This is a genomic window from Ignatzschineria sp. 22MB058224, from assembly GCF_058188435.1.
This window is the reverse complement of sequence record NZ_CP187366.1, coordinates 1,778,247-1,805,000: the sequence shown is the minus strand read 5'-3', so window position 1 is coordinate 1,805,000 and position 26,754 is coordinate 1,778,247. Positions and strand designations below refer to the sequence as shown.

Sequence of the window (26,754 nt, the reverse complement as noted above, 5' to 3'; positions counted from 1 at the left end):
TCATCCTTTAACTGAATATATAGGTTTAAGGAAGCGAACCTGGTGAACTGAAACATCTAAGTAACCAGAGGAAAAGAAATCAATTGAGATTCCCGCAGTAGTGGCGAGCGACCCGGGAGTAGCCGATATATGATAGCTGTTTATATAGAAGAATCATCTGGAAAGATGAGCCGTAGAGGGTGATAGCCCCGTATTTTAAATGTAGACAGTGGTACTAGGTATATCAACAAGTAGGGCGGGACACGTGAAATCCTGTCTGAACATGGGGGGACCATCCTCCAAGGCTAAATACTCGTAATCGACCGATAGTGAACAAGTACCGTGAGGGAAAGGTGAAAAGAACCCCTGTGAGGGGAGTGAAATAGAATCTGAAACCGTGTACGTACAAGCAGTGGGAGCCCTTTTTAGGGTGACTGCGTACCTTTTGTATAATGGGTCAACGACTTACATTCTGTGGCAAGCTTAACCGAATAGGGTAGGCGTAGGGAAACCGAGTCTTAATAGGGCGTATAGTCGCAGGGTGTAGACCCGAAACCAGGCGATCTACCCATGGCCAGGCTGAAAGTTAGGTAACACTGACTGGAGGGCCGAACCCACATCTGTTGCAATAGATGGGGATGAGCTGTGGGTCGGAGTGAAAGGCTAATCAAGCTTGGAGATAGCTGGTTCTCCCCGAAAGCTATTTAGGTAGCGCCTCATGTAATTTACTTCCGGGGGTAGAGCACTGTTTCGGCTAGGGGGTCATCCCGACTTACCAACCCGATGCAAACTCCGAATACCGGAAAGTATTATCATGGGAGACACACAGTGGGTGCTAACATCCATTGTGGAGAGGGAAACAACCCAGACCGCCAGCTAAGGTCCCTAAATTATCGCTCAGTGGTAAACGATGTGGGAAGGCATAGACAGCTAGGATGTTGGCTTAGAAGCAGCCATCATTTAAAGAAAGCGTAATAGCTCACTAGTCGAGTCGGCCTGCGCGGAAGATTTAGCGGGGCTAAAGCGATATACCGAAGCTGCGGATGTATATTATAGAATATATGTGGTAGGGGAGCGTTCTGTAAGCCTGTGAAGGTGGACTCGTAAGAGCTGCTGGAGGTATCAGAAGTGCGAATGTTGACATAAGTAACGTTAATGCGAGTGAAAGACTCGCACGCCGAAAGACCAAGGTTTCCTGTTCAACGTTAATCGGAGCAGGGTGAGTCGGCCCCTAAGACGAGGCAGAGATGCGTAGTCGATGGGAATCAGGTTAATATTCCTGAACTCTCGTATCATGCGATGGAGGGACGGAGAAAGCTAGACCAGCTGGTGATTGGTATGCCAGTGTAAGCAAGTAGGTAGAGATCTTAGGCAAATCCGGGATCTTAATACTGAGATGTGAATGCGAGGAGCTTACGAGCTCCGGAGTGGTTGATGCTATGCTTCCAAGAAAAGCTTCTAAGCAATAGTGATATGAGAACCGTACCCCAAACCGACACTGGTGGTTGGGATGAGAATTCTAAGGCGCTTGAGAGAACTCGGGTGAAGGAACTCGGCAAAATCGTACCGTAACTTCGGGAGAAGGTACACCTTCCTTGGTGAATGCTTTACGCAGTAAGCTGAGGAGGGTCGCAGTGAAAAGCTGGCTGCAACTGTTTATCAAAAACACAGGACTCTGCAAACACGAAAGTGGACGTATAGGGTCTGACGCCTGCCCGGTGCTGGAAGGTTAATTGATGGGGTTAGCGTAAGCGAAGCTCTTGATCGAAGCCCCAGTAAACGGCGGCCGTAACTATAACGGTCCTAAGGTAGCGAAATTCCTTGTCGGGTAAGTTCCGACCTGCACGAATGGCGCAATGACGGCCAGGCTGTCTCCACCCGAGACTCAGTGAAATTGAAATCGCCGTGAAGATGCGGTGTACCCGCGGCAAGACGGAAAGACCCCGTGAACCTTTACTATAGCTTTACAGTGGATTTTGAATCTTTTTGTGCAGGATAGGTGGGAGGCTTTGAAGCTAAGACGCTAGTTTTAGTGGAGCCATCCTTGAAATACCACCCTGAAAGATTTGGAATTCTAACTTAGGCCCATTATCTGGGCTAAGGACATTGTATGGTGGGTAGTTTGACTGGGGCGGTCTCCTCCGAAAGAGTAACGGAGGAGTACGAAGGTACCCTCAGCCCGGTCGGAAATCGGGCTATTGAGTGCAAAAGCAAAAGGGTGCTTGACTGCGAGACAGACACGTCGAGCAGGTACGAAAGTAGGTTTTAGTGATCCGGTGGTTCTGTATGGAAAGGCCATCGCTCAACGGATAAAAGGTACTCCGGGGATAACAGGCTGATTCCGCCCAAGAGTTCATATCGACGGCGGAGTTTGGCACCTCGATGTCGACTCATCACATCCTGGGGCTGTAGTCGGTCCCAAGGGTATGGCTGTTCGCCATTTAAAGTGGTACGCGAGTTGGGTTCAGAACGTCGTGAGACAGTTCGGTCCCTATCTGCCGTGGGCGTTGGAAATTTGAGAGGAGCTGCTTCTAGTACGAGAGGACCGAAGTGGACGTATCTCTGGTGTTCCGGTTGTCATGCCAATGGCATTGCCGGGTAGCTACATACGGACGGGATAACCGCTGAAAGCATCTAAGCGGGAAGCCTTCCTCAAGATTAGATTTCCCTAGGGGTTTAACCCCTCTAAAGGTCCGTCGAAGACTACGACGTTGATAGGTTGGGTGTGTAAGTGCAGTAATGCATTGAGCTTACCAATACTAATTGACCGTGAGGCTTGACCATATAATAGGTCTTAGACAATTGACTACGAGACATGAAAGCGTTTCCAAAGTTAATGTGAATACACAAACTTAAGTGCACAACAAAACAATCAACGCGAGATAAATCGCCATTGCTGTTACAACCAACTAATCAAATTTATTTGTGAGTGGAGTGAGTATCACTTCAAGCACACACCAGTTTTCCTGGAAACAATAGCGCTATGGAACCACCTGATCCCATCCCGAACTCAGAAGTGAAACGTAGCAGCGCCGATGGTAGTGTGGGAGTTCCCATGTGAGAGTAGGTCATTTCCAGGGCTTAATTTGAAGGCCCCTAGTTCATTGAACTAGGGGCTTTTTCATTGCTGCGCGGAATAATCATAACCAATCGAAAATAGGTAAGTCCGCGATTTTTAGGCCAATACAAATACCAATACCAATACCAATACCAATACCAACAATCCCCGCCGGAGATTGCTTTAGCTTGAATTACATTTGAAATGAAAGATAAGGAATTGACTTGTACCATGTATTTTTATCTACCAAATGTGTGGTCTTATTATCAATAGTAAGATGCTGATTATCGTTGGGTACTTATCTATTGTCATAATGATATGATATGTTAACTAGAACACTTACGAGGATGGATGAATCAATGACAAACAAATCTCAGCAGAATCTGAAGTCTACAAAATATAATGAGCGCTCGCTATTAGGTAATTTTAAAGCCATTGAGCGTGAGAGAAGTAATGAGGGTATGGATATATCAACTTCGCGTGAAGCGCTTATTCGTTGTGAAAATATTCTCAATCACGCGGAATATAAAGCTGAGAATATCACTATTCGTAATATTAAACGTCTTGATTATCTTGAGTTGAGTTTCGACCCTCGTTTAACTGTGCTAATTGGTGAAAATGCGACTGGTAAGACAACAGTTTGCGAGAGTCTAACAAAAGCGCTTTCTTGGGTTGTCAGCGCGATTGCAAAAGAGGAAAAAACAGGACAAACAATTTCTGAAAATGAAGTTAAAGTCGGGTCAAATCATGCAGAAATTCAACTCCAATTAATGATTGATCCTTTTAATAATCTTGAGTTTAGTCTTACTCATAGCTTGCAAGATGGTGCAGATGCAAAAGTATCTGATTTTTCACAGCTAGAAGGAACCTCTAGAGTGATCCGTGAATGTGTTGTTAACGACGATTGTGAAGTGACATTACCTCTTTTTATCTTTTACAGTGTAAATCGTACAAATTTTATTCGTGGAGCAAGAAAGATACATTTGAATCGAGCGAGCGCTTATGATCATGCACTCGATGAAAAAATTCGTATTTCTGACATGATTGAATGGTTTGTGACACTTGAAAACCTTGCTAATCAATCGGAAAGATCCGAGATGCAGGATCTCTTGAGTTTTAAAAAACTACTACTTGAGACAATCGATAGCTTCAAAAAACGTAGTAAAGGCGCTGATGCCTTACAAAAAAAACTTGTTGATGAGATGAGTAGCGATATTGAGCAAAAAATTCGAGATACTGATGAGAAGATAGCAGCTATCGAAAATCGTCCTCATACCACTGCCGAGAAACTTCTGAAACTTGTTAATGAAACGGTAAAAATATTGATTCCCAATGCAAGTGGAATTTTCGTTGATCGGTCTACCGGTAAAGATCGTGTTGTTTTAGACATTTATGATGAATTACACGATATACAATTTCTATCTCATGGGCAACGTTCGGTACTATTTATGGTTGCTGACCTCCTTTCTCGCTTAGAAATACTTAATCCACATTTGGAAGATCCACGTCAAACACCGGGAATCATTATTATCGATGAGATAGAGCTACATCTGCATCCTACTTGGCAACAGACAATTATCGATTCCTTACTTAAGATTTTTCCTAAAATGCAGTTTGTGATTACAACCCATAGTCCTCAGGTAATTTCCACAGTTCATAAAAATCAGATTCGTTATTTGAAAAATGATTTTAAAACGAATCATGTTAAAGTTCATTCTCCACTATTCCAGACCCGAGGTTTATCAGCTGATAATATTTTATTGCGTATTCTGAATATGTCCGATGTTCCAAATATTAAGGAACAACAGCAGTATCAAAGTCTTGAAAAGATGATTGAAAATAATGTTGATAGCAGTGAGGAAGGGCAGCAACTCTATGATTCACTTGAAAAGCATTATGGAAAAGATAGTCTTGAAATGGAAAAAATCCGTAATTTACAGAAATTGCAGCGTATGCGCCAGCGTATATTGGAACGCCAATATCAATCTGATAATGAGGAATGAATCTCATGAAGAAGTTGGAACGTCCGCAAAAAATACCCAAGTGTTTAAGGCGAGCTCAACAACGGAAGGCTCAAAATTGGGAAAGATTTCGTGGCAGAGATCGCCGGCAGATTTGGGAAAAGTTGCATGAAATGCAGGGACAATATTGTGCATATTGTGAAAGTGAATTCTCGAGAGATGATAGTCACATTGAACATTTTTTTCCTCGAGCAAAATTTCCTGAGTTAACCTTTGATTGGAATAACTTGTTTGGCTCTTGTAATAATCAGTATACATGCGGGGTTTTTAAAGATGGGGGTAAAAATCCTTATCACGTTCGCCATAAGCTCCTGATAAAACCTGATGAAGATGATCCAGAGCAATTCTTCCGCTATTATAAAAATGGGCGTATTTCAGTCAAAAATAGTCTCAGTGATGAGAATTATTTACGGGCTAAAGAATCCATTAAAGCCTTTAATTTAAATCACCCTCCTTTGACAAAAATACGCCAACGTTATTTAGAACCATTACAGCAGTTAGAGGAGGAGTTTATAATCTGGTGTGATCTTTCTGCTGATGATCGACAATTGCGAAATGAACTAAAGAACGAATTACGTACATTGATTTATGAGCAAATTGGTACAGTTTATCAATCATTAAAAATTGATTATATTAAGCGGTATTTAGATCTTCTTGATTTAATCGATTTTAAAGAAATTAATAATATTTACCGGCGAAAAGGACGACAACGTCGGAAGTAATTCTGAGTATTCATTGTGTAATGAATACTATATGATATTGACTCTATGTCCAAAGGAGAAAACAGATGATTAAACGAATTAATAAGGGTGAGCGAATGTCTGATATCGTCATTAATGGCGATACCCTTTATTATACTGCGGTACCGACCCGTGTGGAAAACGATATCTACTTACAGATGCAAAGTACGCTTGCTGATATTGATCAGATGTTGAAAACAGCAGGAAGTGATAAATCCAAGATTTTAGATATTACGATCTTTTTAGTATCTAGTCATGATTTAGAGGGAATGAATCGTGCATGGGATGAATGGCTTGATAAAGAAAATCCTCCTGTACGCTGTACTGTGCAAGCAAATTTGATGAATCCACTTTGGAAGGTCGAAGTGAAGGTGATTGCTGCAGTTTAAAAATTTATTACTTTATTGATAATAAAAAGGTGTTTGTTTTGAAACAAACACCTTTTTATATGCGTGATAGACAGTGATCTGCTAGGTCATTGCGATCGCTCTTTGTAAGCGATCGAGCGTGCGTTTTTTTCCAACAAGATAGAGTGTTTCATCAAGGTTTGGCGAGTTTGTACGGCCAACGATTGCTGTACGCAGCGGCATACCGACTTTCCCCATCCCAACTTCAAGAATTTGAGTTACTTCTTTTACGGCTGCATCGAGGTTGGTAGGTTCCCAAGCATCGACGGCTGAAAGAATCTCAACGAGTTTTTCTAATACTGGCTTAGATACTGCGGTGAGTTGTTTCTCTTTTGCAACATTTTCAATCTCGATCTCTTCAACGAAAAGGTATTTGACCATTTCAGCAAGTTCGACAAGTGTTTCAACACGTTTAACGTGTGCTTCAACGACTTTTGTAAGATAGTTATCAAACTCTGGTGTACTTTCAGTTTTGATGCCGATTTTTTCTAAAAATGGTTTTAAGAGCATCGCAAGTTCAACGGGATTTTTCTCAATCATATAGTGTTGATTAAGCCAACGTAGTTTCGAGGTATTGAAAGCACTTGCTGATTTATTCACATTTTTAAGATCGAAATATTTCACCATCTCTTCAAATGAGAAAATCTCCTGATCGCCATGTGACCAGCCAAGACGTACAAGGTAGTTCAATACTGCTTCGGGTAAAAAACCGCGTTCGTAATACTCCATAACACCAACTGCACCATGGCGTTTAGAGAGCTTTTGTCCATCATCACCAAGGATCATGGCAAGATGTGCAAATTGTGGGACAGGCTTGCCCATTGCTTTGAAAATATTTACTTGGCGATAAGTATTATTGATATGATCATCCCCGCGGATAACATGGGTAATTTCCATGTCCACATCATCGATTACCACACAAAAATTATACGTTGGGGAGCCATCGCCACGCGCAATAATTAAATCATCTAACTCACTATTTTGTACGCTTAAATTGCCATGTACAAGATCACTAAAAGAGGTTGCACCAATTTGTGGTTGTTTAAAACGAACAACAGGTTTAATACCTTCCGGGATAGGTGGCAATGTTTTACCAGGTTCTGGGCGCCAAGTGCCATCATAACGAGGCTTCTCTTTTTTAGCTTCCGCTTTTGCGCGCATTTCAGCAAGCTCTTCTTGAGTACAATAGCAATAATAGGCATGTCCAGAAGCTAATAACTCTTCAATGACTTCTTTGTATCGATCAAAGCGTTTTGTTTGATAGTATGGACCTTCATCATACTTTAAACCTAGCCATTCTAAACTCTCCATAATTGCAGCCACAGCCTCCGGCGTTGAGCGTTCTAAGTCAGTATCTTCGATGCGTAGAACGGTCGATCCATTGTTATGAAGTGCAAAAAGATGAGAAAAGAGCGCAGTTCTAGCGCCACCAATGTGAAGATAGCCCGTTGGTGATGGGGCAAATCGAGTTTTAACCATCATGATTGTCCAAAATTTGTTGAAATATAAAATAGAATAATCCCTAATTGTACCACTTTTACTAGTACAAGCAGGGAGAATCTAGGGATTGATTGTATTGCTTACTCTTTTTGATTGTTATCTATTTCGGTAATAGTTGTATCATCGCCCTCTGCATTTTCGTTATCTTCTAATATCCTGCGTTTTTCAATACGTTTACCAATATAAAGTCCTACCTCAAAAAGCAGAAGTGCGGCGCTGGCAAATATAATCATAGAGAATGGGTCTGGGGGGGTAGCAATGGCAGATGCGGTAAAGATACCCACAATAATATAGGGCCGTTTACTCACTAAACTTTCAGTTTTAATGATTTTTAGAGAGATTAAGATAATCAAAATAATGGGAATTTCAAAAACAATACCAAAGAAGAAAAAGAGGCGCAAAATTGTGGAGAGATATTTATTAATATCAGTAGCAATTTCAACACCGGCCGGCGCAGAACCCGTTAAAAACTTAAACATAATCGGCATGACTGCATAATAGGCGAAGAGCATTCCTAAATAAAAGAGAATGACACTTGTGAAGATAATAGGAAACGCGATCTTTTTTTCATGTTGATAGAGCCCTGGTGCAACAAATGCCCAAACTTGATAGAGTACCCAAGGAATCGCAATAAAGAAAGATACCCAAAGAGTAAGCTTTATCGGAGCTAAAAAGGGTGCGATAACATCGGTAGCAATCATTTTACCGCCTTCAGGCATGGCATTGAGAAGCGGTGTCGCGACGAAATTATAGATATCATTCGCGAAGTATATTAAACAGACAAACACTAAAAGGACACCAAGACTTGCCCGAATAAAACGGTCTCGGAGTTCAATAAGGTGATGAATAAAGGTCTGTTCTTTTGAAGAGGTATTGTCCGTCATAGATGTCATATATTTGCGTTAACCAAGTGGGATTAAACGGTAAAAAGTTGCTCTTGAATTAGTCGAGTACCGGTAATCCCTAAAAGAAGAATAACCGCTGTTAAAAGAATATATTTCGCGGCTCGTTGTCCACGGAGTCCAAATTTGAGATGCGCAAATAGAATCGCACCGTATAAAGCCCATGCAAATCCTGTTAAAACAGTTTTATGGATAAAGTGCGGTGAAAACCATTGATCTATAAACGCAAAACTTGTAATGAGGCTACATGTTAAGGCAATGAAACCCATTAAGAGTAATCGAAATAGAAGTAACTCCATTCGCATGATGGGAGGGAGTTTGTGAGTAATTGATCGTTTTTGTTTTAATGCTCGATCGCGAAGATAGACCAGTAATGCCTGAATGGAGGTTAGTAATAAGATTGCATAGGCTAATATTGAGGTAAGGATATGCAAGCTTAACCATGGTGAAGCGGTGCCAAAACTTACTTCATTGGTATTGAATAAGGAAAGTCCTTGCGTGATAGCTGCGAAAAGAATGATCACAATCGCCGTATTCACATGGCGTTTTATGTAGGGGATGATTAAAAGAACCATCACTAAAGAGGAGACTGAAAGCGCTTCAAAGGCACTAATCTCTTGGAAATTCCCTTGTGCTAATTGGTAGCTAAGATTTCGTGCTTGCAGCAATAACCCCGCAAAAATGCCGATATAACTAAGTATCCACCACCATTTTTTCTCTTTTTTGAGCAGTGCGCCAATTAGAAAAAGCATGGTCAGAAGATAGAGTCCAATGTTGATCACTATTAATGTCATGGTCTAAAAATCTTCCCTTTTTATATCTTGGAGGGAACTTTAAAGAAGTCCCTAATTCAAGTAAACTATACAGTGATTTTACTAGAAATTTTATAAGAATTATAAATAAAAGCTAAAAAGGGTTTTTATGTTTGAGAATTTAAGCGGTCGTTTACGACAAACGATGCGTTCACTCCGCGGGCAAGCCCGTTTAACAGAGAGTAACATTCAGGATGCACTGCGTGAAGTGAGGATGGCACTTTTAGAGGCAGATGTTGCACTTCCGGTGGTGAAAGATTTTATTAATCAGGTTAAAGAACGAGCAGTGGGTCGTGAAGTAATTGATAGCCTGAATCCTGGACAAGTATTTATTAAAGTGGTTCATGAAGAGCTCATAAAAATTATGGGTGAAAGTAATGAATCATTAAATCTTCGGACACAGCCGCCGGCAATAATTTTAATGGCGGGTCTTCAAGGTGCGGGTAAAACAACATCCGTCGGTAAGCTCGCGCGTTTTCTTGAGGAGAAAGAGAAAAAGAAAGTTGCAGTTGTCAGTGCAGACGTCTATCGTCCTGCTGCAATTGAACAGTTAAGAACCGTTGCTGGCAAAGTTGGTGCCGAATTTATTCCATCGACGGCGGATGAAAAGCCTGTGGATATTGCGCGTAAAGCGATTGAAAGTGCGAAGCTGATGAATGCTGATGTTCTGATTGTCGATACTGCGGGTCGTCTTCATATTGATGAAGAATTGATGGGTGAAATCAAAGATGTGCACGCTGTATTGAACCCTATTGAGACACTCTTTGTTGTCGATAGTATGACGGGACAAGATGCAGCAAATACAGCAAAAGCATTTAATGATGCACTGCCTCTAACCGGGGTGATTTTAACGAAAATTGATGGTGATGCGCGTGGTGGTGCGGCATTATCGATTCGTCATATTACGCAAAAACCGATTAAATTTCTCGGTGTTGGTGAAAAGTTAGAAGCTTTAGAACCTTTTCATCCTGATCGTTTAGCCTCTCGAATTTTGGATATGGGTGATGTTTTATCACTTGTTGAAGAGATGGAAGCGAAAGTTGATCGCCAAGAGGCCGAGCGTTTAACTAATAAATTTAAGAAAGGGGAAGGGCTCGATCTTAATGACTTTAAAGCGCAAATGGAACAGATGCTCAATATGGGTGGCATTAATACGTTATTGACAAAATTGCCGGGAATGGGTGATATCGCCGAGAAAGCCAAAGGTAAAGTGGATGATAAAATTTTCGTACAGAAGATTGCGATTATTAATTCAATGACACCCGCTGAACGAGCAGATCATAAATTAATTAAAGCGCCACGTCGTAAACGTATCGCTGATGGTTCTGGTGTGAATATCCAAGACGTTCATAAACTTTTGAAAGAGTTCGATCAAATGCAGCGTATGATGAAACAATTCAAAGGGGGTGGAGTTCGTAAGATGATGCGCTCTTTGAAAGGTAAAATGCCGAAACGTTAAAGTAAACGAGTGGATTTTGAGCCTGATATCCTTACGAGATATCAGGCTTTTTTATTGTCGAATAGAACTCTATGGCATAATTAGTAAATCAAATTAAGACGATCGTTATTAATTTCCACTTAAAATTAAAGGGTATAGACGATTATGAATAATCATCAATCAAATCCTCCAACACTTGACTCTGCGGCAATTGCTACACAAAAAGTAGCACAATCTCAAGTTAATGAAAGTTCATTATTGGCGCAGACATTAGCTAATGCGTTAAATGCATCAACGATTGAAGCGCGTCGTAAACGTCGCTGGAATATCTTTTTTAAACTCTTCTTCGGGGTGATTTTCCTATTATTAGTATTGCTCTTTTTTACTATTAAAAGTATCGGTAATTCTAATATCCATATCGATTCACAAGGAAATATTGTTGATCGTTATACCGCGGTTATCGAAGTTAAAGGGATGATTGCTGATGGTATGGATGCAAGCGGCGACAAAATTATGACGGGTTTACAAAAAGCTTTTCAAGATCCTAAAGCTGCTGGCATTATTCTGCGTATTAATTCAGGAGGTGGTTCACCAGTACAAAGTGGCTATGTCTATGATGAGATTAATCGGTTAAAGAAATTATTTCCTAATAAACCCATCTATGCTGTCATTGAAGATATCGGTGCTTCTGGCGCGTACTATATTGCATCGGCAGCAGATGTAATTGTTGCAGATAAAGCAAGTTTAGTAGGATCTATCGGGGTTACGGCTGCCGGTTTTGGCTTTAATAAGTTAATCGATAAAGTTGGGATTGATCGAAGACTGTATACCTCTGGGGAATATAAAGCCTTTTTAGATCCTTTCTCGCCACAAAATGCGGTGGAGACTGAGTTTTGGAAAAGTGTTTTAGATGGTGTTCATCAACAGTTTATTGCGGCGGTAGAAGCTGGACGTGGTGACCGTTTAAATCGTGATTATCCCAATCTTTATAGTGGTTTGATTTGGAATGGTGAGCAGGCATTGGAGATTGGGCTGATTGATGGACTTGGATCACCTTCTGAAGTCGCACGGGAAGTCTTTAACGCACCTTTTATCGTCGATTTTACTGAGAAAGAAGATCCTTTTTCTCGGATGATGAAAGGCTTAGGAATGGGAGTTGTCTCCGGTATTCGTTCAGCATTTCCTGAAGTAGAGTGGCATTAATCCGCTAACTAAAAACTTGATGAACTATAAAGAATAAAAGCGCCGGCATATTAATGCTTCGGCGCTTTTTTATAAATATTAAATATAGCGTAGTATTATGCTATTTTTTGATAACTGATACTGCTCGTCTTACAAAGACAATTGCGATCGTGATAAAGATAATCAACCCAAATAGCTGTTGTAGCATTGGGGTTGATGCACCAAAGAAACCTTCCATATAACTTGAAAGAGAGAGTGGCGCATCTTTGCGCTCATCTGGAATGGCATCAATGTTCATGGTGATTACAATAATGGTCGCAAGAATCACACCCACAAGGCTCTCACCAACAATGAGTCCTGATGCAATAAGTGCACTTTTACGATCAGCCTTACGATACTCTTCGGTGCGTACTTTTTCGGGTTTACCAGCAAGGCGTCTATGAGCAATACGTTTAATAATCCATGAGAGTAGACCGCCGATAAAGATCGGAGTAGTAATCGATGGTGGCAGATAAATTCCCATCCCCACAGCTAATGCAGGTAGGCGGAATTTAGAACCACTTCTTGCTAAGAAAAAGTCGAGAATAATAATCGCAGCACCAAGCACAAGACCAATGATAATCATGGTCCACTCAAGTTGATGTGAGAAGATACCTGAAGAGATTGTGGCCATCAATGTTGCTTGTGGAGCCGCTAATACTTGAGACTCATCCATGCCAGGACGAGGAAGCGCGCCAGTAAAGCCATATGCTTGATAGAGAATATCTAATACAGGTGCGATTACAATTGCTCCTACAACGCATCCAATTAAGAGAGCAACTTGCTGCTTCCACGGTGTTGCATGCACAAGATATCCCGTTTTGAGATCTTGCAGGTTGTCGTTAGAGATACATGCAATCGCAAGTACAACACTTGTTGTGAAAATCGCAAGCGCTGTTGCAAATTTGGTACCATCTGCAGAATCCATTAATCCTGAAGATTCACCAATCAAAAGTAACAAAATCGCAACAATCGTAATCGCAACGATACCAATCCCTGAGATGGGACTTGCAGAAGATCCAACTAACCCCGCCATGTAACCACTTGCAGCTGCGACTAAAAACCCCATTACAAAGGCAAAAAGAACAGAAAAACCAACTAAGGTCCATGCAAGGCCGGCAGAGAGGTTTGCATCACTGATGAAGCTGTAAAAAGTACCGATTAAAATTACGACCATTGCCAACATAATGAGGAGAATCGTTTTCGGTGAGAGATCTTGTTCAGTACGTTTTGTCGTATTGCCTGTTTCCCCTTTAAACGCGCCAAGCGACATTTTAATGCCTTCAATAACAGGTTTAAAGAGCGTTAATAGTGTCCAAAGCGCTGCAATTGCCAATGTACCTGCTCCGATAAAGCGAACATCTTGTGCCCAAATTTGAGAAGCAATCGCTCCATAACTCATGTCTGCTGGGAAGGTTCCAATACTACTTAAGATTGGTACAGCAATTCCCCAAGCGATGATGGCACCAATAATAATCGCGATACAAGAGACAATTCCTACAAGATAACCAGCGCTCATTAGCGCTAAAGAAAAGCCCATTGGAATTTGAAATAACGCTTTTCCCGTAGTAACAAAATAGGCAGCACCTCCGGAAATAATACGAAAACCTCCGGTAAATAGTGCAACAACAGCAGCAATACTGGTTCCAAAGAGAATATCTTTTAAACCCTCTTTTGAGGAGGTATTTCCCTTTGCATCAACTTCTTCGTTACATCCCGCTTTTAAAATTTCAGCAGCGGCAACGCCCTCAGGATAAGGAAGGTCACTTTTAACGACCATTACATGGCGAAGGGGGATAGAGAAGAGTACTCCAAGCATTCCACCTGCCGCACAGATAAAGAATGTCATAAGGAAATGAAAGTCTTGCCAATAACCAATCATCAAAAGGCCGGGGATTGCGAAAATAATGGAAGAGAGTGTTCCGGCTGCAGATGCTTGGGTTTGCACCATATTGTTTTCGAGAATAGTCGAGCCAGCAAAGAGGCGAAGTACCGCCATTGAAATAACCGCTGCCGGAATTGCAGAGGAGAATGTTAAGCCGACTTTTAGACCAAGATAGACGTTTGATGCGGTAAAGATCACCGTAATTAAAGCTCCGAGAATCATGCCTCGGAGCGTCAGTTCTCGCATTTGATTCATGACGATCCTTCGTTAATTTAAAAAGATTATAAGTTTACTATTGATTGTTATCGTGTGCATTAAAATCATATCATCCATGATTTTTCTAAAAAGATGAATGAATAGAGATAATTAAGATGCTTTTTTAAGAGAAAAGCCCTCTAATTGGTTGATGAGGGCTATTAGATAGTTATAGAGATAATCAATGGCTCACTAATGATTGTTTAGTTATCAATAAGCACCGCTTCCATCAATAGGCTTGCTGTCGCGGTATTGAACGCCACCGGAATATTATAGAGCGTTGAAAGACGGATGAGCGCTTTGACATCAACATCGTGTGGCATTGGTGTTAACGCATCGGTGAAGAAGATGAGCATATCGAGCTTATCAGTACATATCATTGAGCCAAGTTGTTGATCACCGCCTAAAGGCCCACTCTTTAAACGCGTTAAAGAGAGATCTGGATAGGCATCTAAAATATGTTGTCCAGTTGTTCCTGTTGCAAAAAGATCGTGTTGTCGAAAGTAGGGGAGATAATCACCAACCCAATCAACAAGTAGTTTCTTCTTTGCATCATGCGCCACTAAGCCGATAGAAAGTCTTTTCATGGTCTACCTTTTATTTAATAAATAAATCATCTTTAAATACCGTCATTGTAGACTAACATCGATATTTAAAGTAGATACTTATCAGCTATTTCTCTGATTTTTCAATTTTTATAGTGCGATTAAAAAATGGCAGTGACTTCCAATGAATGCCACTTGTCTCCATCACCACAATTGGTGCTAATAAGAAAAGCGCCACGATATTGGGTAATACCATTAATCCATTAAAGAGATCTGCTAACTGCCAGACGAGGTCAACTTTGACAAAGGCCGCGAAGAAAACACCCATTATCACGACAACTTGGAATGCTGGGACGGCAGTTCGATGTTTGAAAAGATAGCGGACGTTTGTTTCTGCATAATAATACCAGCCGATAATGGTTGAGAATGCAAAGAAGAGAAGTGATATTGCAATAAAGATTCCACCAGCTGAACCAAAAATCATTTCATAGGCATATTGCGTAATTGTAATTCCTGTTCCTTGTCCATCGAAGAATGAGAGGAAGGATGGATTCGTAGTTCCTGATGCTTCCCAGCCACGAATCCCTGAGGTAATAATCACAAGACCTGTTAATGTCACAATGATACCCACAACAAAAACGCCCATCATTGCAATATAGCCTTGCTCTTCTGGTGTTTTAACTTTTGCTACTGCATGGGCGTGAGGCGTTGATCCCATTCCTGCTTCGTTAGAGAAAAGTCCACGGGCAATGCCAAGTCGCATCGCTTGTTGAATTGCAATACCTGCACCACCACCGAGTACTGCTGCTGGATTAAATGCGGCAATAAAGATCGCTTTAAACGCCGGTAAAATATATTGGTAATTCATCGTAAGAACGATAATAGCGCCAATAAGATAGAAAAAAGCCATGGAGGGAACAACTTTTTCGGTAAATGCAGCAATATTTTTAATGCCACCAATCACTAAAAGAGTCACAAGTACAGCGACAAAAAGACCTGTGACCCATGTTGGAATTGAGAGTGATTTTTCAAAAGCGGCGGCAATGGAATTTGATTGCACCATATTTCCGATGATGCCAAGCGCAAGAATAATCAAGACTGCAAAGATTATGGCTAACCACTTAAGCTTTAAACCTTTTTCAATATAGTAAGCAGGCCCACCAACAGCTTGACCAGTTCGATCTTTAGAACGATATTTCTGTGCCAGAATCGCTTCGGCGAAGATTGTGGCCATTCCAAAAAATGATGATATCCACATCCAAAAAATTGCACCAGGACCGCCGGCGATAATGGCTGTTGCAGGACCTGCAAGATTTCCTGTTCCTACTTGTCCAGCAATTGCAGTAGAAACCGCTTGGAATGAGCTCATTCCACTTTTATCGGCACTTTTACCTTTAAGTGAGAATTTAGAAGTTAATGCACCAAATGCGGTTTTAAATTTACGAACTTGAATGCCTTTAAGCAATATGGTGTAGAGAATACCGATTCCACAAAGAAGATAGACAAGCAGATAATCCCAAAGGATATGTTGAAAGCTAGTGAGTAAGGATTCAAAAGTCATAATAATTTCCTATCGCATGGATGAGGTATAGCGCCATTTTTGGGTTTAAAATCAAGGAATCTCTTAAATCTCATAGCTATTTTAGAGAAGACTGTATAATAGCTGATGACTTAGAGTGAGATGTTTATGTATCTCAAATAGAGATAATTATAAGCATAAATTGTGAAAGATAAAAGAAGATACCATGTAAAAGTGAGGAGGAAAATCACTATGGATGTATTAGTCTTAGGGAGTGGCGCGGTTGGCACATCGCTTGCTTATTTTTTAGCCAAAAAGGGGTTTAAGGTTACTGTCGTTGATCGCCAAGATGGTGCAGGACTAGAAACAAGTTATGGAAATGCTGGTCAGATTTCACCGGGATATGCGTCTCCATGGGCAGCTCCAGGGATTCCTTCAAAAGCGATTAAATGGTTGATGCAGAGTAAGCATGCACCTTTAGCGATTCGTCCGACATCAAGTCTAAAACAGTATCAATGGATGATGCAGTTGCTCCTTAATTGTAACGAAAAACGTTATGCTATTAATAAAGCACGTATGGTCCGTGTTTCAGAATATAGTCGCGATTGCTTACGTGAACTACGTGCAGAGATCGACCTTCATTATGAAGAGCGATCACTTGGTACAACACAGCTTCTTCGTACTGATAAACAGATGGAAGCAATTAAAAAAGATATTGAGGTTCTCGAAGCGTTTAATGTACCTTATGAAGTCCTAAATCAAGAAGGCATTGTAAATGTTGAGCCTGCACTAGCTAATACAGTTCATAAACTTGCCGGAGGATTGCGTCTTCCTAATGATGAAACAGGAGATTGCTATCTCTATACTAGTCGTTTAGCAGAGAAGGCGAAAGAGCTAGGTGTGATCTTTAAGTTCGGTTGCGTTGTTGAAAAAATTGAAACAAGTGGTAACAAAGTAACGGGTGTTCAAGTGGATGGTGAGCTTTTAAAAGCAGATGCTTATGCCGTCTGTTTAGGAAGCTACGGCGCGGAAAAACTTGCACCAATCGGTATTTATATTCCTGTTTACCCGCTTAAAGGGTATTCATTAACGATTCCGATTACTAATTCGGAAATGGCACCTAAGTCTACAATTTTAGATGAAACATACAAAATTGCGATTACCCGTTTCGATAAGCGTATTCGTGTCGGAGGAATGGCAGAGTTAATGGGATATGATTTAAGTCTTGATCCGCGTCGCCGCGAAACCTTAGAGTTTGTGACGAAAGATCTTTATCCCGAAGGCGGCGATATTCCTAAAGCTGAATTCTGGACAGGGTTACGACCTGCAACGCCTGATGGAACACCTATTTTAGGCCGAGCAAAATATGAGAACCTCTTTTTAAATATTGGGCATGGAACACTTGGCTGGACGATGGCCGCAGGCTCTGGTCGATATGTCAGTGATCTTATTGCCGGTGAAAATCCAGAGATTAGTACAGAAGGCTTGGATATTACGCGTTACAAGTAATCATCACGATGGCTGTTGATCATTGTTAGATTTATCAAGAGAGATTCGTTTATAAAGATTTATTCTTTTCGCGAATCTTTTTTTATTTTGCTGCTATTTTGTAGAGAGTGTTTGACGTGGCGTGTATCATCGAAAAAATAGAAAATCCTCGAATAATACCAATGAGTCTGCTTCTACTTGCTGATCCATCGATTGCACAAATTCAATCCTATTTGTATAGCAGTACTGCGTTTGGCGTTCGAGAGATCTCAACTTCATCAGGGAGAATTGTGGGTGTTATTCTCATTAAAAGCTTGGTGTCGGAAAAATCTTGGGAAGTGATGAATCTAGCGGTTGAAGACTCCTTTCAACGCCGAGGAATTGGCCGCAGATTATTAATGGCAGCAATAGATTTTTTGAAAAAATCAGGTGCAGAGCATCTTCATATTGCAACCGGTAATAGTAGTATCCATCAATTAAAGCTTTATCAAGAATGTGGGTTTGAAATTAGTGGGGTTATTCCAGATTATTTTCGAGAGCATTATTCTGATCCCATATATGAAGATGGGATTGAATGTCGAGATCGTATTGAGTTTGTAAAATCCTTGTCTAAAATGACTAAAGATTAATGTAGTGGGATTTTTGACGATAGATTCGTACACCCACAGCATCCGTATCTTCAATTGCCGTTAATTTATTTAACTCGATTGAAAGTGCCGGGATATCGAAAGATTCAATTAACTTACGGGCAAGGGTTTCTGTAAACGTTTCTACTAGTTGAAACGCGGATTTTTTAGCAAATTCTTTAATATAATTACTTACTTTTTCGTAATCGAGCGTCAGTGCGATATCATCTGAATTTGCCGATGGTCTATTATCCCATTCCATCTCAATATTGAGTGTAATCGGTTGTTTTTCAACTCGCTCTTTGGGATATATTCCAATAATAACCTCAAGTCTCAGATTTTTAATAAACACAATATCGGTTGATGAATTCTTATTGAGTGTTGCCATTTTATCTATTCCTTTTAGGTACTTTAGGAGCTGTTTTTTCAGCTAAAAGATTATCGTAAACAATTGCTGTGGTCATCTATTTTAGATGGAAAGAGATTAACGAAGTTTAAGTATGATTGAAATATTAGGATTAAAAAAATGCTCTATCATGTGATAGAGCATTATCGATTTTTATGCGATGTGATGATTAATAACCGCCATTAAAACCGCCAGATGCACCAATTGTTGCCATCATAATCAGCATTAAGATGATGTAGAAAAGAAGAAGAATCGCAACAAAGATCCAGTAAGCACGGAAAAAGTTTGTTTTAGTTGGATTTTTAGCATCAATTGCCCATACGATTGCCATAACAAAGCCAACAATTGGAATTGCAATGATAATCATAGTAATTAACCAATCTTTCACACTCATAACTGGAGAATGTGTTGTATTTTGCAAGTTATTTTGAGGTTCCATAATTAAATTCTCTGTAATTGAAAATATTTAGTAAAACTTTATTGGTTAATAAAGTCATGCGTATTCTATAACGCTTTCTTGAAAATCGAAACAGTTGCAACAAGATTTTCAATAATTTAAGTTAAATGAAGAACTAAAATAGACCTCTTTTGTATGATTTTAATAGAGTGCCGTTGGATAAGAGCCTAATACCTTGAAGAAAGATGACACTTCTTTAATCTCACTGAGTGCGAGTTTTAGTCCATGTTCACTTTGATGTCCAAGCACATCAATAAAGAAAATATAGCTCCAATTGCTATTTTTGGATGGACGCGATTCAATGCGCGACATCGTAATATTATATTTTGATAATGGCGCAATGAGATGTAATAGCAATCCGGGACGATCATTCGCGGAGACAACAATTGTCGTTTTATCATTACCACTTGGTGGAATCTCTTTATTGCCAATGATTAAGAATCGAGTGCTATTAGTGAGATTATCTTCAATATTTTTTTCTACAATCGGTAAATGATAGACTTCAGCTGCCTGTTTTCCTCCAAGTGCCGCTGTTCCTGCTTCTTTTGCCGCTCTTTCTGCAGCACCTGCGTTCGAGTTTGTCGCAATTCGTTCTGCATGCGGTAGATATTCATCTAGCCACGAGCGGCATTGAGCAAGAGATTGAGGATGAGCATAGATGATTTTAATCTCTTTAAGATCAGTCTCATGGCTCATTAAATTTTGATGGATTTTAAGCTCGGTTTCGCCGCAGATAAAGACATTCGAGGTTGGGAAACAATCAAGAGTTTGGTTAACCGCTCCTTCTGTTGAGTTTTCGATAGGTACAACGCCAAAATCGAATTTATTAGACTCAACGGCATGAAATATCTCGTCGATTGTGCGAATAGGGGTGCGTTGCGCAGAACCTCCGAAATGCTTAATTGCTGCTTCTTCGGTAAAAGTACCTTCTGGGCCTAAATAGGCAATATTTAGCGGTTTTTCTAAAGAGAGGCAGATAGACATAATTTCTCTGAAAAGACGAGCGATATCCGTATCGGCGATGGGGCCAGGATTATTTGTCATTTTACTTTTGAGAATTTGTGCTTCACGTTCAGGGCGATACATCTCGGTATCACCATTGGCGATCTTGATGTCACCAATTGCTTTCGCTGCTTTTGCCCGTTCATTGAGGAGCTTCAAAATTTCGTTATCGATCTTATCAATCGCGTTGCGATGAATGCTTAATGGGTCATTAGAATTATTGTTCGTCATTGCGCGTGTAATCCGGTCTCTCTCAGGTAATTAAATAAGCTACATTCATTCTAATTGAAAGGATGTAATTCAAAAATCTTAATGTATGATTAATATCATATATTGATATTTTGGAAATTAAAAAAATCATCGAGGGAAGATGCATGAGAACCATTTTTGAATTTGAAGGCTTAATGCCACAATTGGGTGAAGGTAGTTGGATTGCGCCAAATAGTACTGTGATTGGTGATGTTCGAATGGGGAAAGATGTCTCAATATGGCCGGGTGTTGTGATCCGTGGCGATGTCAATTATGTTGAAATAGGTGATAGAACGAATATTCAAGATGGTTCGATTATTCATGTCACAAATGTAGGTGCAAATCCCCCTTATGGATACCCTACAATTATTGGTGCCGATGTTACAGTCGGGCATGGCGCTATGCTTCATGGATGCACCGTAGAGGAGGGGGTTTTAATCGGTATGCGAGCAATTTTACTTGATGGCTCAAAAGTTGAAAAACACAGTATTCTTGGCGCAGGCGCATTATTGGCGCCGGGAAAAGTTGTGAAAACCGGTGAAGTTTGGGTGGGCGCGCCGGCACGGAAAATCAAAACATTGACGGATCAAGAGATTGAAAATTTATATCATTCGGCTAAACAATATGTGGCCTTAAAAGATCGTTATCTAAAAGATTGGGCAAAGTAGTTATCATTATTAAAAATGAAGGGATAACATCGATACTTATGATAGCCGAACGTTGAAAAAAATAGGGATTTTAGGGACGCATTTATGGGCAAACAATGGCTTACTGTTTTGATACAACGTTACGGCTCTTTAAAAATTCTTCATCTGTTATCGAAATCTATAATGCATTACGCTAAGGCAGATGCTATTCTCTCAAAGTCCTGTGTGTGGATCAGTTCCCATCTTTGTTAACTAGCTGAAACATTTGTGTTTTTATGGCTCGCATGTTTTAGTTGTCTAAGGTTGTGAACAACTTTGTGGATAAGTCTTGTAGAGCTAGATCTTTTGTGGTGAATCTTTCAAATCTCTCATGAATGCTTATGTGTTACGAATAGCAAGCTTTAAAATATCATGCTATAATTCTAAGATAAGTTAATCTTTTTTATAGATGCAATCTTATCGAGTGATTTTGAATCCATAGTAGATTTGCATTCACCAATAGCGTTTGCTTATGACTCACCCAATATAAGGTTCGAGAAGAGGATATATGAAGTTAGTTATTCAAAGAGAGCAGTTGATGAAGCCCCTTCAGGCAATCATCGGTGTGATTGATAGAACACAAACACTCCCTATTTTAGCGAATGTAAAATGTGTTGTTAGTGAGGATGAAATCACCTTAACCACGACTGACTTAGAGATTGAACTTACTTGTTCCTTTCCTCATATTCCCATTGAACAAGGTGCAATCACATTTCCTGCTCGTAAATTATTCGATATCTTAAAAGCCCTTCCAAATGGCATTGAAGTCCAGATCGAAGTCAAAGATCTCAGAGCAACGATTACAGCTGGTCGTTCGAAGTTTACACTGAGCTGCTTGTCTGTTGATGAGTATCCTGTATCAGATCACTTGGAGTTTGAAAAGACATTAACACTGCCAAAAAATGAATTACGTCGTTTAATAGAGCGTGTTGCGTTCTCGATGGCCGTATCGGATGTTCGTTATTTTCTCAATGGCTTACTACTTGATGTAAACGGAACAGAGCTCAATGCGGTAGCAACAGATGGACATCGTCTCTCTGTTTCTTATTTAATGCTTCCGGAGTCCTCAGGCATTGAGAAACAATTAATTATTCCGCGTAAAGGTGTTGAGGAGCTTTTAAAACTTATTGAGAATGAATCTGCGCCACTTCACTTAGAATTGAGTGAAAATCATTTGCGCGTTGAGTTGGGCAGTATTGTCTTTACGACCAAACTGATCGATGGGAAATTCCCCGACTATAAACGAGTAGTGCCACCATTAGGTGATAAAATTATTGTGGCAGACCGTCAAGGCTTGATCGAAGCATTGACGCGCGCTTCGGTTTTATCACAAGATAAATTCCGTGGAATTCGTTTTACTGTTTCCGATTATCTCTTGAAGCTTCAGGTGAATAATCCAGAACAAGAGCAAGCAGAAGAAGAAGTCGAAGTAAATTATCAAGGTGAGTCTTTTGCAACCGCATTTAATGTGGTTTATCTGATTGATGCGTTGAAAGTACTTGATGATGAAATGGTACGTTTAAGTTTCACCGCTCCTAATTCAAGTTGCTTAATTCAAAATTCTGATAGCGACGATGTTCGTTATGTTGTTATGCCAATGAGACTTTAATTTCGAGTGATTATACAATCATTACAAGTTGAAAAATTTAGGCATTTAGCGAGTCAAAACTTTGAATTTGACTCGCGCTTTAATTTAATTGTCGGCAAAAATGCATCTGGTAAAACATCACTTTTAGAATCTGTTTATTATCTTTCTCAAGTTCGTTCTTTTCGTACATCTCGAATTAATCAAGCAATTTGTGATGGAGAAGACTATTTTCGTGTCATTGCACAACTCTATTCTGTTGATCTAGAAATTTATTCTCACTTAGGTATTGAGCGTTCTCGCAGTGATATTCGTGTCCGCCAAGATGGTGAAACAGTACAAAAACGCTCTCACCTAGCGAAGCTTCTTCCTATGCTTTTTCTAGGCCCTGATACGGGGAATAATTTAATGGAAGAGCCAAAAGCTCGCCGACAGTATCTCGATTGGGGATTATTTCAAAATTATGAGCATTACTTACGAATATGGCAGAGATATGAGCGTGCGCTATCTCAACGAAATGCTGGATTAAAAAGTCATTTTTCGGATGCTGTTTTAAGTAGTATTGAAGAAGAACTTGCAGAGTCAGGGGAGCTGTTGCATCTTGCTCGTTCCAATTTTTTAATGGAAATCGTCCCCTACATTACGGCATTACTCAATCGATTGATTCGAGAAGAGGATTGGGAAATAGAATATCATGCAGGGTTTACACCTACCAAATTACGCGAAGCCCTAAATGAATCTCGAGCGCGAGATCGGCAAATGACTTTTACAAGATTAGGTCCACATCGTGGAGATTTCACTGTGAAATATAGTGGTAAGCCGGTAGCGCAGCATTTATCGCGGGGACAAATTAAGCTAGTAACGATTGCATTGATGCTTGCACAAATTCAATTACATCAATCCTTAAAACAGTCATCGACAATTTTATTGATGGATGATTTGACGGCAGAGCTCGATAAAGATCGTCGGCTAATCCTATTAGAGGAGCTTCTTGCTCAAAAATCGCAGCTTTTCGTAACATGTCTTGAAGCAGATGAGTTTCCTGAATTAACTGATTCAGCATTAAAAACTATGATGAGTCATTATCAACTTAATGACGGCGTTGCCCAAAAAATGGTATAATTCGCGGTTATTACGATAAAAGAAATTTATACGGATCATAAAGAGGTATTGTGAATGACAACTGAAAGTCAATCTCCAAGCATTAAGGTTTTAAGAGGGCTTGATGCTGTTCGTAAGCGCCCGGGGATGTACATTGGAGACACCGACGATGGAACGGGTCTTCATCATATGGTTTTCGAGGTGGTTGATAATGCGATTGATGAAGCATTAGCCGGTCACTGTGATGATATCAGTGTCACAATACATGTGGATAACTCGATTACTGTAACGGATAATGGTCGAGGTATTCCGGTAGAGATCCATCCTGAAGAGGGGGTTTCTTCCGCGCAAGTGGTTATGACTGTTCTTCATGCTGGGGGCAAGTTTGAAGACAACGCAATTACAGGGGGGCTTCACGGGGTTGGGGTTTCGGTTGTGAATGCGCTTTCTTCTAAATTAAAATTGACTATTTATAAGCATGGAAAAATCCACGAACAAGAATATACGGTAGGGGAGCCCGATTATCCTCTACGTGAAATTGGTGAGACAGATAAAAATGGTACAACTGTTTATTTTAAACCGAGTAAAGATGTCTTTACAGATATCGATTTTGAGTTTGATATTCTCTTTAAGCGCTTAAGAGAACTTGCATTCCTTAATTCGGGAATTCGTATTGTTTTAAAAGATGAACGCACAGATCGTGAAGAGATCTTTGAATACGAAGGGGGAATTAAAGCATATGTTGAACTCATCAATAAAAACCGCAATGAAATCCATCCTGATATTTTCTACTGCGATTGTCAACGTGACAATATTAATGTAGAGATTGCTTTCCAGTGGACAGATGGTTATCAAGAGAGTGTCTTCTGTTATACCAATAATATCCCTCAATCTGATGGAGGAACCCATTTAGCCGGTTTTAGAGCGGCGATGACGCGTACTTTAAATCGTTATATGCAAGATGAAGGGCTACTTAAGAAAGTAAAAGTCGCAACCACAGGTGATGATGCGCGTGAAGGTCTAACCGCGATTATCTCTGTTAAAATCCCAGGGCCTAAATTCTCATCACAGACAAAAGAAAAATTAGTCTCAAGTGAGGTTCGCCCAGTTGTAGATAGTGTTCTTGCAGAGCGTTTAGAGCAGTTTCTTTTAGAGCATCCCGATGATGCAAAAGCGATTACATCAAAAATCATTGATGCAGCAATGGCGCGTGAAGCCGCTCGCAAAGCACGCGAAAATACTCGCCGCAAAAGTGCATTAGATATTGCAGGCCTTCCCGGAAAACTCGCAGACTGTCAAGAAAAAGACCCGGCACAATCTGAACTTTTCATCGTGGAAGGGGACTCGGCGGGCGGTTCTGCAAAACAAGGTCGTAGCCGAAAATTCCAAGCAATTTTGCCATTGAAAGGAAAAATCCTTAATGTTGAACGAGCTCGTTTTGATCGTATGATTAGTTCAGCAGAAATTGGTACGTTAATTACAGCGTTGGGTTGTGGAATTGGTCGTGATGAATTTGACCCTGATAAACTTCGTTATCATCGTATTGTTATCATGACGGATGCTGACGTGGATGGGGCACATATTCGTACACTTCTTTTAACCTTCTTTTATCGCCAAATGCGTGAGCTCGTTGAAAGAGGGCATATCTATATTGCCCAGCCACCACTTTATAAAGTCAAACGAGGCAAACAAGAAACGTATATAAAGGATGATAATGAGTTAGCACTCTATTTCTTAAATACAGCATTAGAAAATGGCTCGATGCATCCAAGTGAAGATGCACCAGCTCTTTCATCTGTTGTTATGGAAGGACTTGCAAAACAGCTAATGAAAGTTGAGCATATCATCTCTCGTATTAATCACCGAATGCCTGAAGATGTACTTTATCATCTTCTTGAGATGCCGGCATTAACAGAGAGTTTATTAAGTGATTCATCATCTGTTGAATGGGCACAAAATCTAGAAGAAAAATTGCAACGTGATATTACTGAGGGCTCGATCAACTATCGTGTAAAAGCTGAACTCGAATCGCAAAAAATTACAGTAACGGCAGAGCGCTATAATATAGAAGATCATTATCAAATCGATGTTCGTTTTGTGAATTCTAATGAATATCAAGAAATTTCAACACTTTCTGAAGAACTTCATTCGCTTATTCAACCAGGTGCTTTTGTCCAACGAGGTGAGCGTACCTATAAGATTTCAGGTTTTAAAGAAGGGTTGGATTGGTTGATTAATGAGGCGAAAAAAGGACAACAAGTTTCTCGTTACAAAGGTCTTGGTGAGATGAATGCTGAGCAATTGTGGGAAACAACGATGGATCCTGAGTCTCGTCGTTTGCTACAAGTCAAAGTAGAAGATGCAGTGAAAGCTGATGAAGTATTCACAATGCTAATGGGTGATGAAGTTGAGCCCCGTCGAGAATTTATAGAGCAGAATGCCCAAATGGTTGGTAATTTGGATATTTAAGTTTTTCGGATCTCATAATTGATGAAATGAAATCTCATAATCTTTGAAACGAAGATAAAAAACCTCTGCTGTAAAAGCAGAGGTTTTATTTTATTGATTTTTTTTGTCTAAATGCGATCTTTTAATGGGAAAATCGGATGAGATGTACTATTTAAGTTGCTTGAGGTGATTCTAGAAATTCTGAATCCCATTAATATAATTGGGAGCTTATTGTAAGCAATAGATTATGTATACAACAGCATGCGTTAGATTTACGATTGATTAGGTAAATGAATAGCATATACTCGTTTTCTATGAAAAAAATTGTTATCATTGATCATCTTTCAATATAGATGACTAGTACTCAAATGATCACGCCACCTTGATTGAATCATCAGATCCATTTTCAACCGATAATAACCGG

General features: G+C 40.1%; 20 protein-coding genes and 2 rRNA genes (1 of these 22 cut by a window edge). 13 read left to right on the top strand and 9 right to left on the bottom strand.

What is annotated here, in order from left to right; genetic code table 11:
• The 5 genes from ACPF7B_RS07860 to ACPF7B_RS07840 all read left to right on the top strand — a co-directional run.
• Nucleotides 1–2,763: ribosomal RNA gene (locus ACPF7B_RS07860) — 23S ribosomal RNA — on the top strand; it begins 149 nt to the left of the window's first position.
• A gap of 181 nt (nucleotides 2,764–2,944) precedes the next feature.
• Nucleotides 2,945–3,059 (top strand): 5S ribosomal RNA (rrf, locus tag ACPF7B_RS07855).
• Nucleotides 3,060–3,396: 337 nt separating this feature from the next.
• Nucleotides 3,397–5,040: a retron Ec78 anti-phage system effector ATPase PtuA gene (gene ptuA, locus ACPF7B_RS07850; RefSeq protein ID WP_490505263.1), complete on the top strand. Its 1,644-nt coding sequence runs from the start codon at nucleotides 3,397–3,399 to the stop codon at nucleotides 5,038–5,040.
• 5 nt (nucleotides 5,041–5,045) lie between these two features.
• Nucleotides 5,046–5,780: a retron Ec78 anti-phage system effector HNH endonuclease PtuB gene (gene ptuB, locus ACPF7B_RS07845; protein WP_490505262.1), complete on the top strand. Its 735-nt coding sequence runs from the start codon at nucleotides 5,046–5,048 to the stop codon at nucleotides 5,778–5,780.
• A gap of 65 nt (nucleotides 5,781–5,845) precedes the next feature.
• On the top strand, nucleotides 5,846–6,187 hold the full coding sequence (locus ACPF7B_RS07840; RefSeq protein WP_490505261.1) for a RidA family protein: 342 nt from the start codon (nucleotides 5,846–5,848) through the stop codon (nucleotides 6,185–6,187).
• 81 nt (nucleotides 6,188–6,268) lie between these two features.
• Here ACPF7B_RS07840 and gltX read toward each other — a convergent pair whose 3' ends face one another.
• The 3 genes from gltX to ACPF7B_RS07825 form a co-directional block, all read right to left on the bottom strand.
• Nucleotides 6,269–7,687, bottom strand: a complete 1,419-nt coding sequence (gltX, locus tag ACPF7B_RS07835) for a glutamate--tRNA ligase (RefSeq protein WP_490505260.1) — start codon at nucleotides 7,685–7,687, stop codon at nucleotides 6,269–6,271.
• 98 nt (nucleotides 7,688–7,785) lie between these two features.
• A complete protein-coding gene (gene tatC, locus ACPF7B_RS07830; RefSeq protein ID WP_490505259.1) occupies nucleotides 7,786–8,598 on the bottom strand; it encodes a twin-arginine translocase subunit TatC in 813 nt (270 codons plus the stop codon).
• Between the two features lie 23 nt (nucleotides 8,599–8,621).
• Nucleotides 8,622–9,401, bottom strand: coding sequence for a cytochrome C assembly family protein (locus ACPF7B_RS07825; protein ID WP_490505258.1), 780 nt, complete (start codon nucleotides 9,399–9,401; stop codon nucleotides 8,622–8,624).
• Between the two features lie 127 nt (nucleotides 9,402–9,528).
• On the opposite strand from ACPF7B_RS07825, the gene ffh reads away from it, so the two are divergent.
• Together ffh and ACPF7B_RS07815 are read left to right on the top strand one after the other, a co-directional pair.
• A complete protein-coding gene (gene ffh, locus ACPF7B_RS07820; RefSeq protein WP_490505257.1) occupies nucleotides 9,529–10,878 on the top strand; it encodes a signal recognition particle protein in 1,350 nt (449 codons plus the stop codon).
• Nucleotides 10,879–11,022: 144 nt separating this feature from the next.
• Nucleotides 11,023–12,060 carry a S49 family peptidase gene (locus ACPF7B_RS07815; RefSeq protein ID WP_490505256.1) on the top strand — a complete coding sequence of 346 codons (1,038 nt, stop codon included), beginning with the start codon at nucleotides 11,023–11,025 and terminating at the stop codon, nucleotides 12,058–12,060.
• 100 nt (nucleotides 12,061–12,160) lie between these two features.
• On the opposite strand, the gene ACPF7B_RS07810 is transcribed toward ACPF7B_RS07815, so the two are convergent.
• From ACPF7B_RS07810 to ACPF7B_RS07800, 3 genes are all read right to left on the bottom strand, one after another.
• Nucleotides 12,161–14,218 carry an OPT family oligopeptide transporter gene (locus ACPF7B_RS07810; RefSeq protein WP_490505255.1) on the bottom strand — a complete coding sequence of 686 codons (2,058 nt, stop codon included), beginning with the start codon at nucleotides 14,216–14,218 and terminating at the stop codon, nucleotides 12,161–12,163.
• A gap of 203 nt (nucleotides 14,219–14,421) precedes the next feature.
• A complete protein-coding gene (locus ACPF7B_RS07805; RefSeq protein ID WP_490505254.1) occupies nucleotides 14,422–14,805 on the bottom strand; it encodes a methylglyoxal synthase in 384 nt (127 codons plus the stop codon).
• An 85-nt stretch (nucleotides 14,806–14,890) separates the two neighbouring features.
• Entirely contained in the window at nucleotides 14,891–16,324 is a 1,434-nt protein-coding gene (locus tag ACPF7B_RS07800) for an alanine/glycine:cation symporter family protein (RefSeq protein ID WP_490505253.1), read from the bottom strand.
• A 210-nt stretch (nucleotides 16,325–16,534) separates the two neighbouring features.
• On the opposite strand from ACPF7B_RS07800, the gene ACPF7B_RS07795 reads away from it, so the two are divergent.
• Together ACPF7B_RS07795 and ACPF7B_RS07790 are read left to right on the top strand one after the other, a co-directional pair.
• Complete coding sequence (locus ACPF7B_RS07795; protein WP_490505252.1) at nucleotides 16,535–17,791, top strand: D-amino acid dehydrogenase; 1,257 nt, start codon at nucleotides 16,535–16,537, stop codon at nucleotides 17,789–17,791.
• Nucleotides 17,792–17,952: 161 nt separating this feature from the next.
• Nucleotides 17,953–18,399: a GNAT family N-acetyltransferase gene (locus ACPF7B_RS07790; protein ID WP_490505251.1), complete on the top strand. Its 447-nt coding sequence runs from the start codon at nucleotides 17,953–17,955 to the stop codon at nucleotides 18,397–18,399.
• On the opposite strand, the gene folB is transcribed toward ACPF7B_RS07790, so the two are convergent.
• The 3 genes from folB to pheA all read right to left on the bottom strand — a co-directional run bounded on the left by folB (nucleotide 18,389) and on the right by pheA (nucleotide 20,492).
• Nucleotides 18,389–18,784 carry a dihydroneopterin aldolase gene (folB, locus tag ACPF7B_RS07785; RefSeq protein ID WP_490505250.1) on the bottom strand — a complete coding sequence of 132 codons (396 nt, stop codon included), beginning with the start codon at nucleotides 18,782–18,784 and terminating at the stop codon, nucleotides 18,389–18,391. The two genes, ACPF7B_RS07790 and folB, sit on opposite strands and share 11 nt — an antisense overlap.
• A 187-nt stretch (nucleotides 18,785–18,971) precedes the next feature.
• Complete coding sequence (locus ACPF7B_RS07780; RefSeq protein WP_490505249.1) at nucleotides 18,972–19,241, bottom strand: hypothetical protein; 270 nt, start codon at nucleotides 19,239–19,241, stop codon at nucleotides 18,972–18,974.
• A 159-nt stretch (nucleotides 19,242–19,400) separates the two neighbouring features.
• On the bottom strand, nucleotides 19,401–20,492 hold the full coding sequence (gene pheA / locus ACPF7B_RS07775) for a prephenate dehydratase (protein ID WP_490505248.1): 1,092 nt from the start codon (nucleotides 20,490–20,492) through the stop codon (nucleotides 19,401–19,403).
• Between the two features lie 143 nt (nucleotides 20,493–20,635).
• Here pheA and ACPF7B_RS07770 point away from each other — a divergent pair, with 143 nt between their 5' ends.
• The 4 genes from ACPF7B_RS07770 to gyrB all read left to right on the top strand — a co-directional run bounded on the left by ACPF7B_RS07770 (nucleotide 20,636) and on the right by gyrB (nucleotide 26,351).
• A complete protein-coding gene (locus tag ACPF7B_RS07770; RefSeq protein WP_490505247.1) occupies nucleotides 20,636–21,178 on the top strand; it encodes a gamma carbonic anhydrase family protein in 543 nt (180 codons plus the stop codon).
• A 526-nt stretch (nucleotides 21,179–21,704) separates the two neighbouring features.
• Nucleotides 21,705–22,805, top strand: coding sequence for a DNA polymerase III subunit beta (gene dnaN / locus ACPF7B_RS07765; RefSeq protein ID WP_490505246.1), 1,101 nt, complete (start codon nucleotides 21,705–21,707; stop codon nucleotides 22,803–22,805).
• Nucleotides 22,806–22,811: 6 nt separating this feature from the next.
• Entirely contained in the window at nucleotides 22,812–23,903 is a 1,092-nt protein-coding gene (gene recF / locus ACPF7B_RS07760) for a DNA replication/repair protein RecF (RefSeq protein WP_490505245.1), read from the top strand.
• Between the two features lie 54 nt (nucleotides 23,904–23,957).
• Entirely contained in the window at nucleotides 23,958–26,351 is a 2,394-nt protein-coding gene (gene gyrB, locus ACPF7B_RS07755; protein ID WP_490505244.1) for a DNA topoisomerase (ATP-hydrolyzing) subunit B, read from the top strand.
• The last annotated feature ends 403 nt before the right edge of the window (nucleotides 26,352–26,754 follow it).

Bases quoted from the DNA above. Each gene is read 5' to 3' on its own strand.
- ptuA (WP_490505263.1), top strand. From the start codon at position 3,397: ATGACAAACAAATCTCAGCAGAATCTGAAGTCTACAAAATATAATGAG.
- ptuB (WP_490505262.1), top strand. From the start codon at position 5,046: ATGAAGAAGTTGGAACGTCCGCAAAAAATACCCAAGTGTTTAAGGCGA.
- ACPF7B_RS07840 (WP_490505261.1), top strand. From the start codon at position 5,846: ATGATTAAACGAATTAATAAGGGTGAGCGAATGTCTGATATCGTCATT.
- gltX (WP_490505260.1), bottom strand. From the start codon at position 7,687: ATGATGGTTAAAACTCGATTTGCCCCATCACCAACGGGCTATCTTCAC.
- tatC (WP_490505259.1), bottom strand. From the start codon at position 8,598: ATGACATCTATGACGGACAATACCTCTTCAAAAGAACAGACCTTTATT.
- ACPF7B_RS07825 (WP_490505258.1), bottom strand. From the start codon at position 9,401: ATGACATTAATAGTGATCAACATTGGACTCTATCTTCTGACCATGCTT.
- ffh (WP_490505257.1), top strand. From the start codon at position 9,529: ATGTTTGAGAATTTAAGCGGTCGTTTACGACAAACGATGCGTTCACTC.
- ACPF7B_RS07815 (WP_490505256.1), top strand. From the start codon at position 11,023: ATGAATAATCATCAATCAAATCCTCCAACACTTGACTCTGCGGCAATT.
- ACPF7B_RS07810 (WP_490505255.1), bottom strand. From the start codon at position 14,218: ATGAATCAAATGCGAGAACTGACGCTCCGAGGCATGATTCTCGGAGCT.
- ACPF7B_RS07805 (WP_490505254.1), bottom strand. From the start codon at position 14,805: ATGAAAAGACTTTCTATCGGCTTAGTGGCGCATGATGCAAAGAAGAAA.
- ACPF7B_RS07800 (WP_490505253.1), bottom strand. From the start codon at position 16,324: ATGACTTTTGAATCCTTACTCACTAGCTTTCAACATATCCTTTGGGAT.
- ACPF7B_RS07795 (WP_490505252.1), top strand. From the start codon at position 16,535: ATGGATGTATTAGTCTTAGGGAGTGGCGCGGTTGGCACATCGCTTGCT.
- ACPF7B_RS07790 (WP_490505251.1), top strand. From the start codon at position 17,953: ATGAGTCTGCTTCTACTTGCTGATCCATCGATTGCACAAATTCAATCC.
- folB (WP_490505250.1), bottom strand. From the start codon at position 18,784: ATGGCAACACTCAATAAGAATTCATCAACCGATATTGTGTTTATTAAA.
- ACPF7B_RS07780 (WP_490505249.1), bottom strand. From the start codon at position 19,241: ATGGAACCTCAAAATAACTTGCAAAATACAACACATTCTCCAGTTATG.
- pheA (WP_490505248.1), bottom strand. From the start codon at position 20,492: ATGACGAACAATAATTCTAATGACCCATTAAGCATTCATCGCAACGCG.
- ACPF7B_RS07770 (WP_490505247.1), top strand. From the start codon at position 20,636: ATGAGAACCATTTTTGAATTTGAAGGCTTAATGCCACAATTGGGTGAA.
- dnaN (WP_490505246.1), top strand. From the start codon at position 21,705: ATGAAGTTAGTTATTCAAAGAGAGCAGTTGATGAAGCCCCTTCAGGCA.
- gyrB (WP_490505244.1), top strand. From the start codon at position 23,958: ATGACAACTGAAAGTCAATCTCCAAGCATTAAGGTTTTAAGAGGGCTT.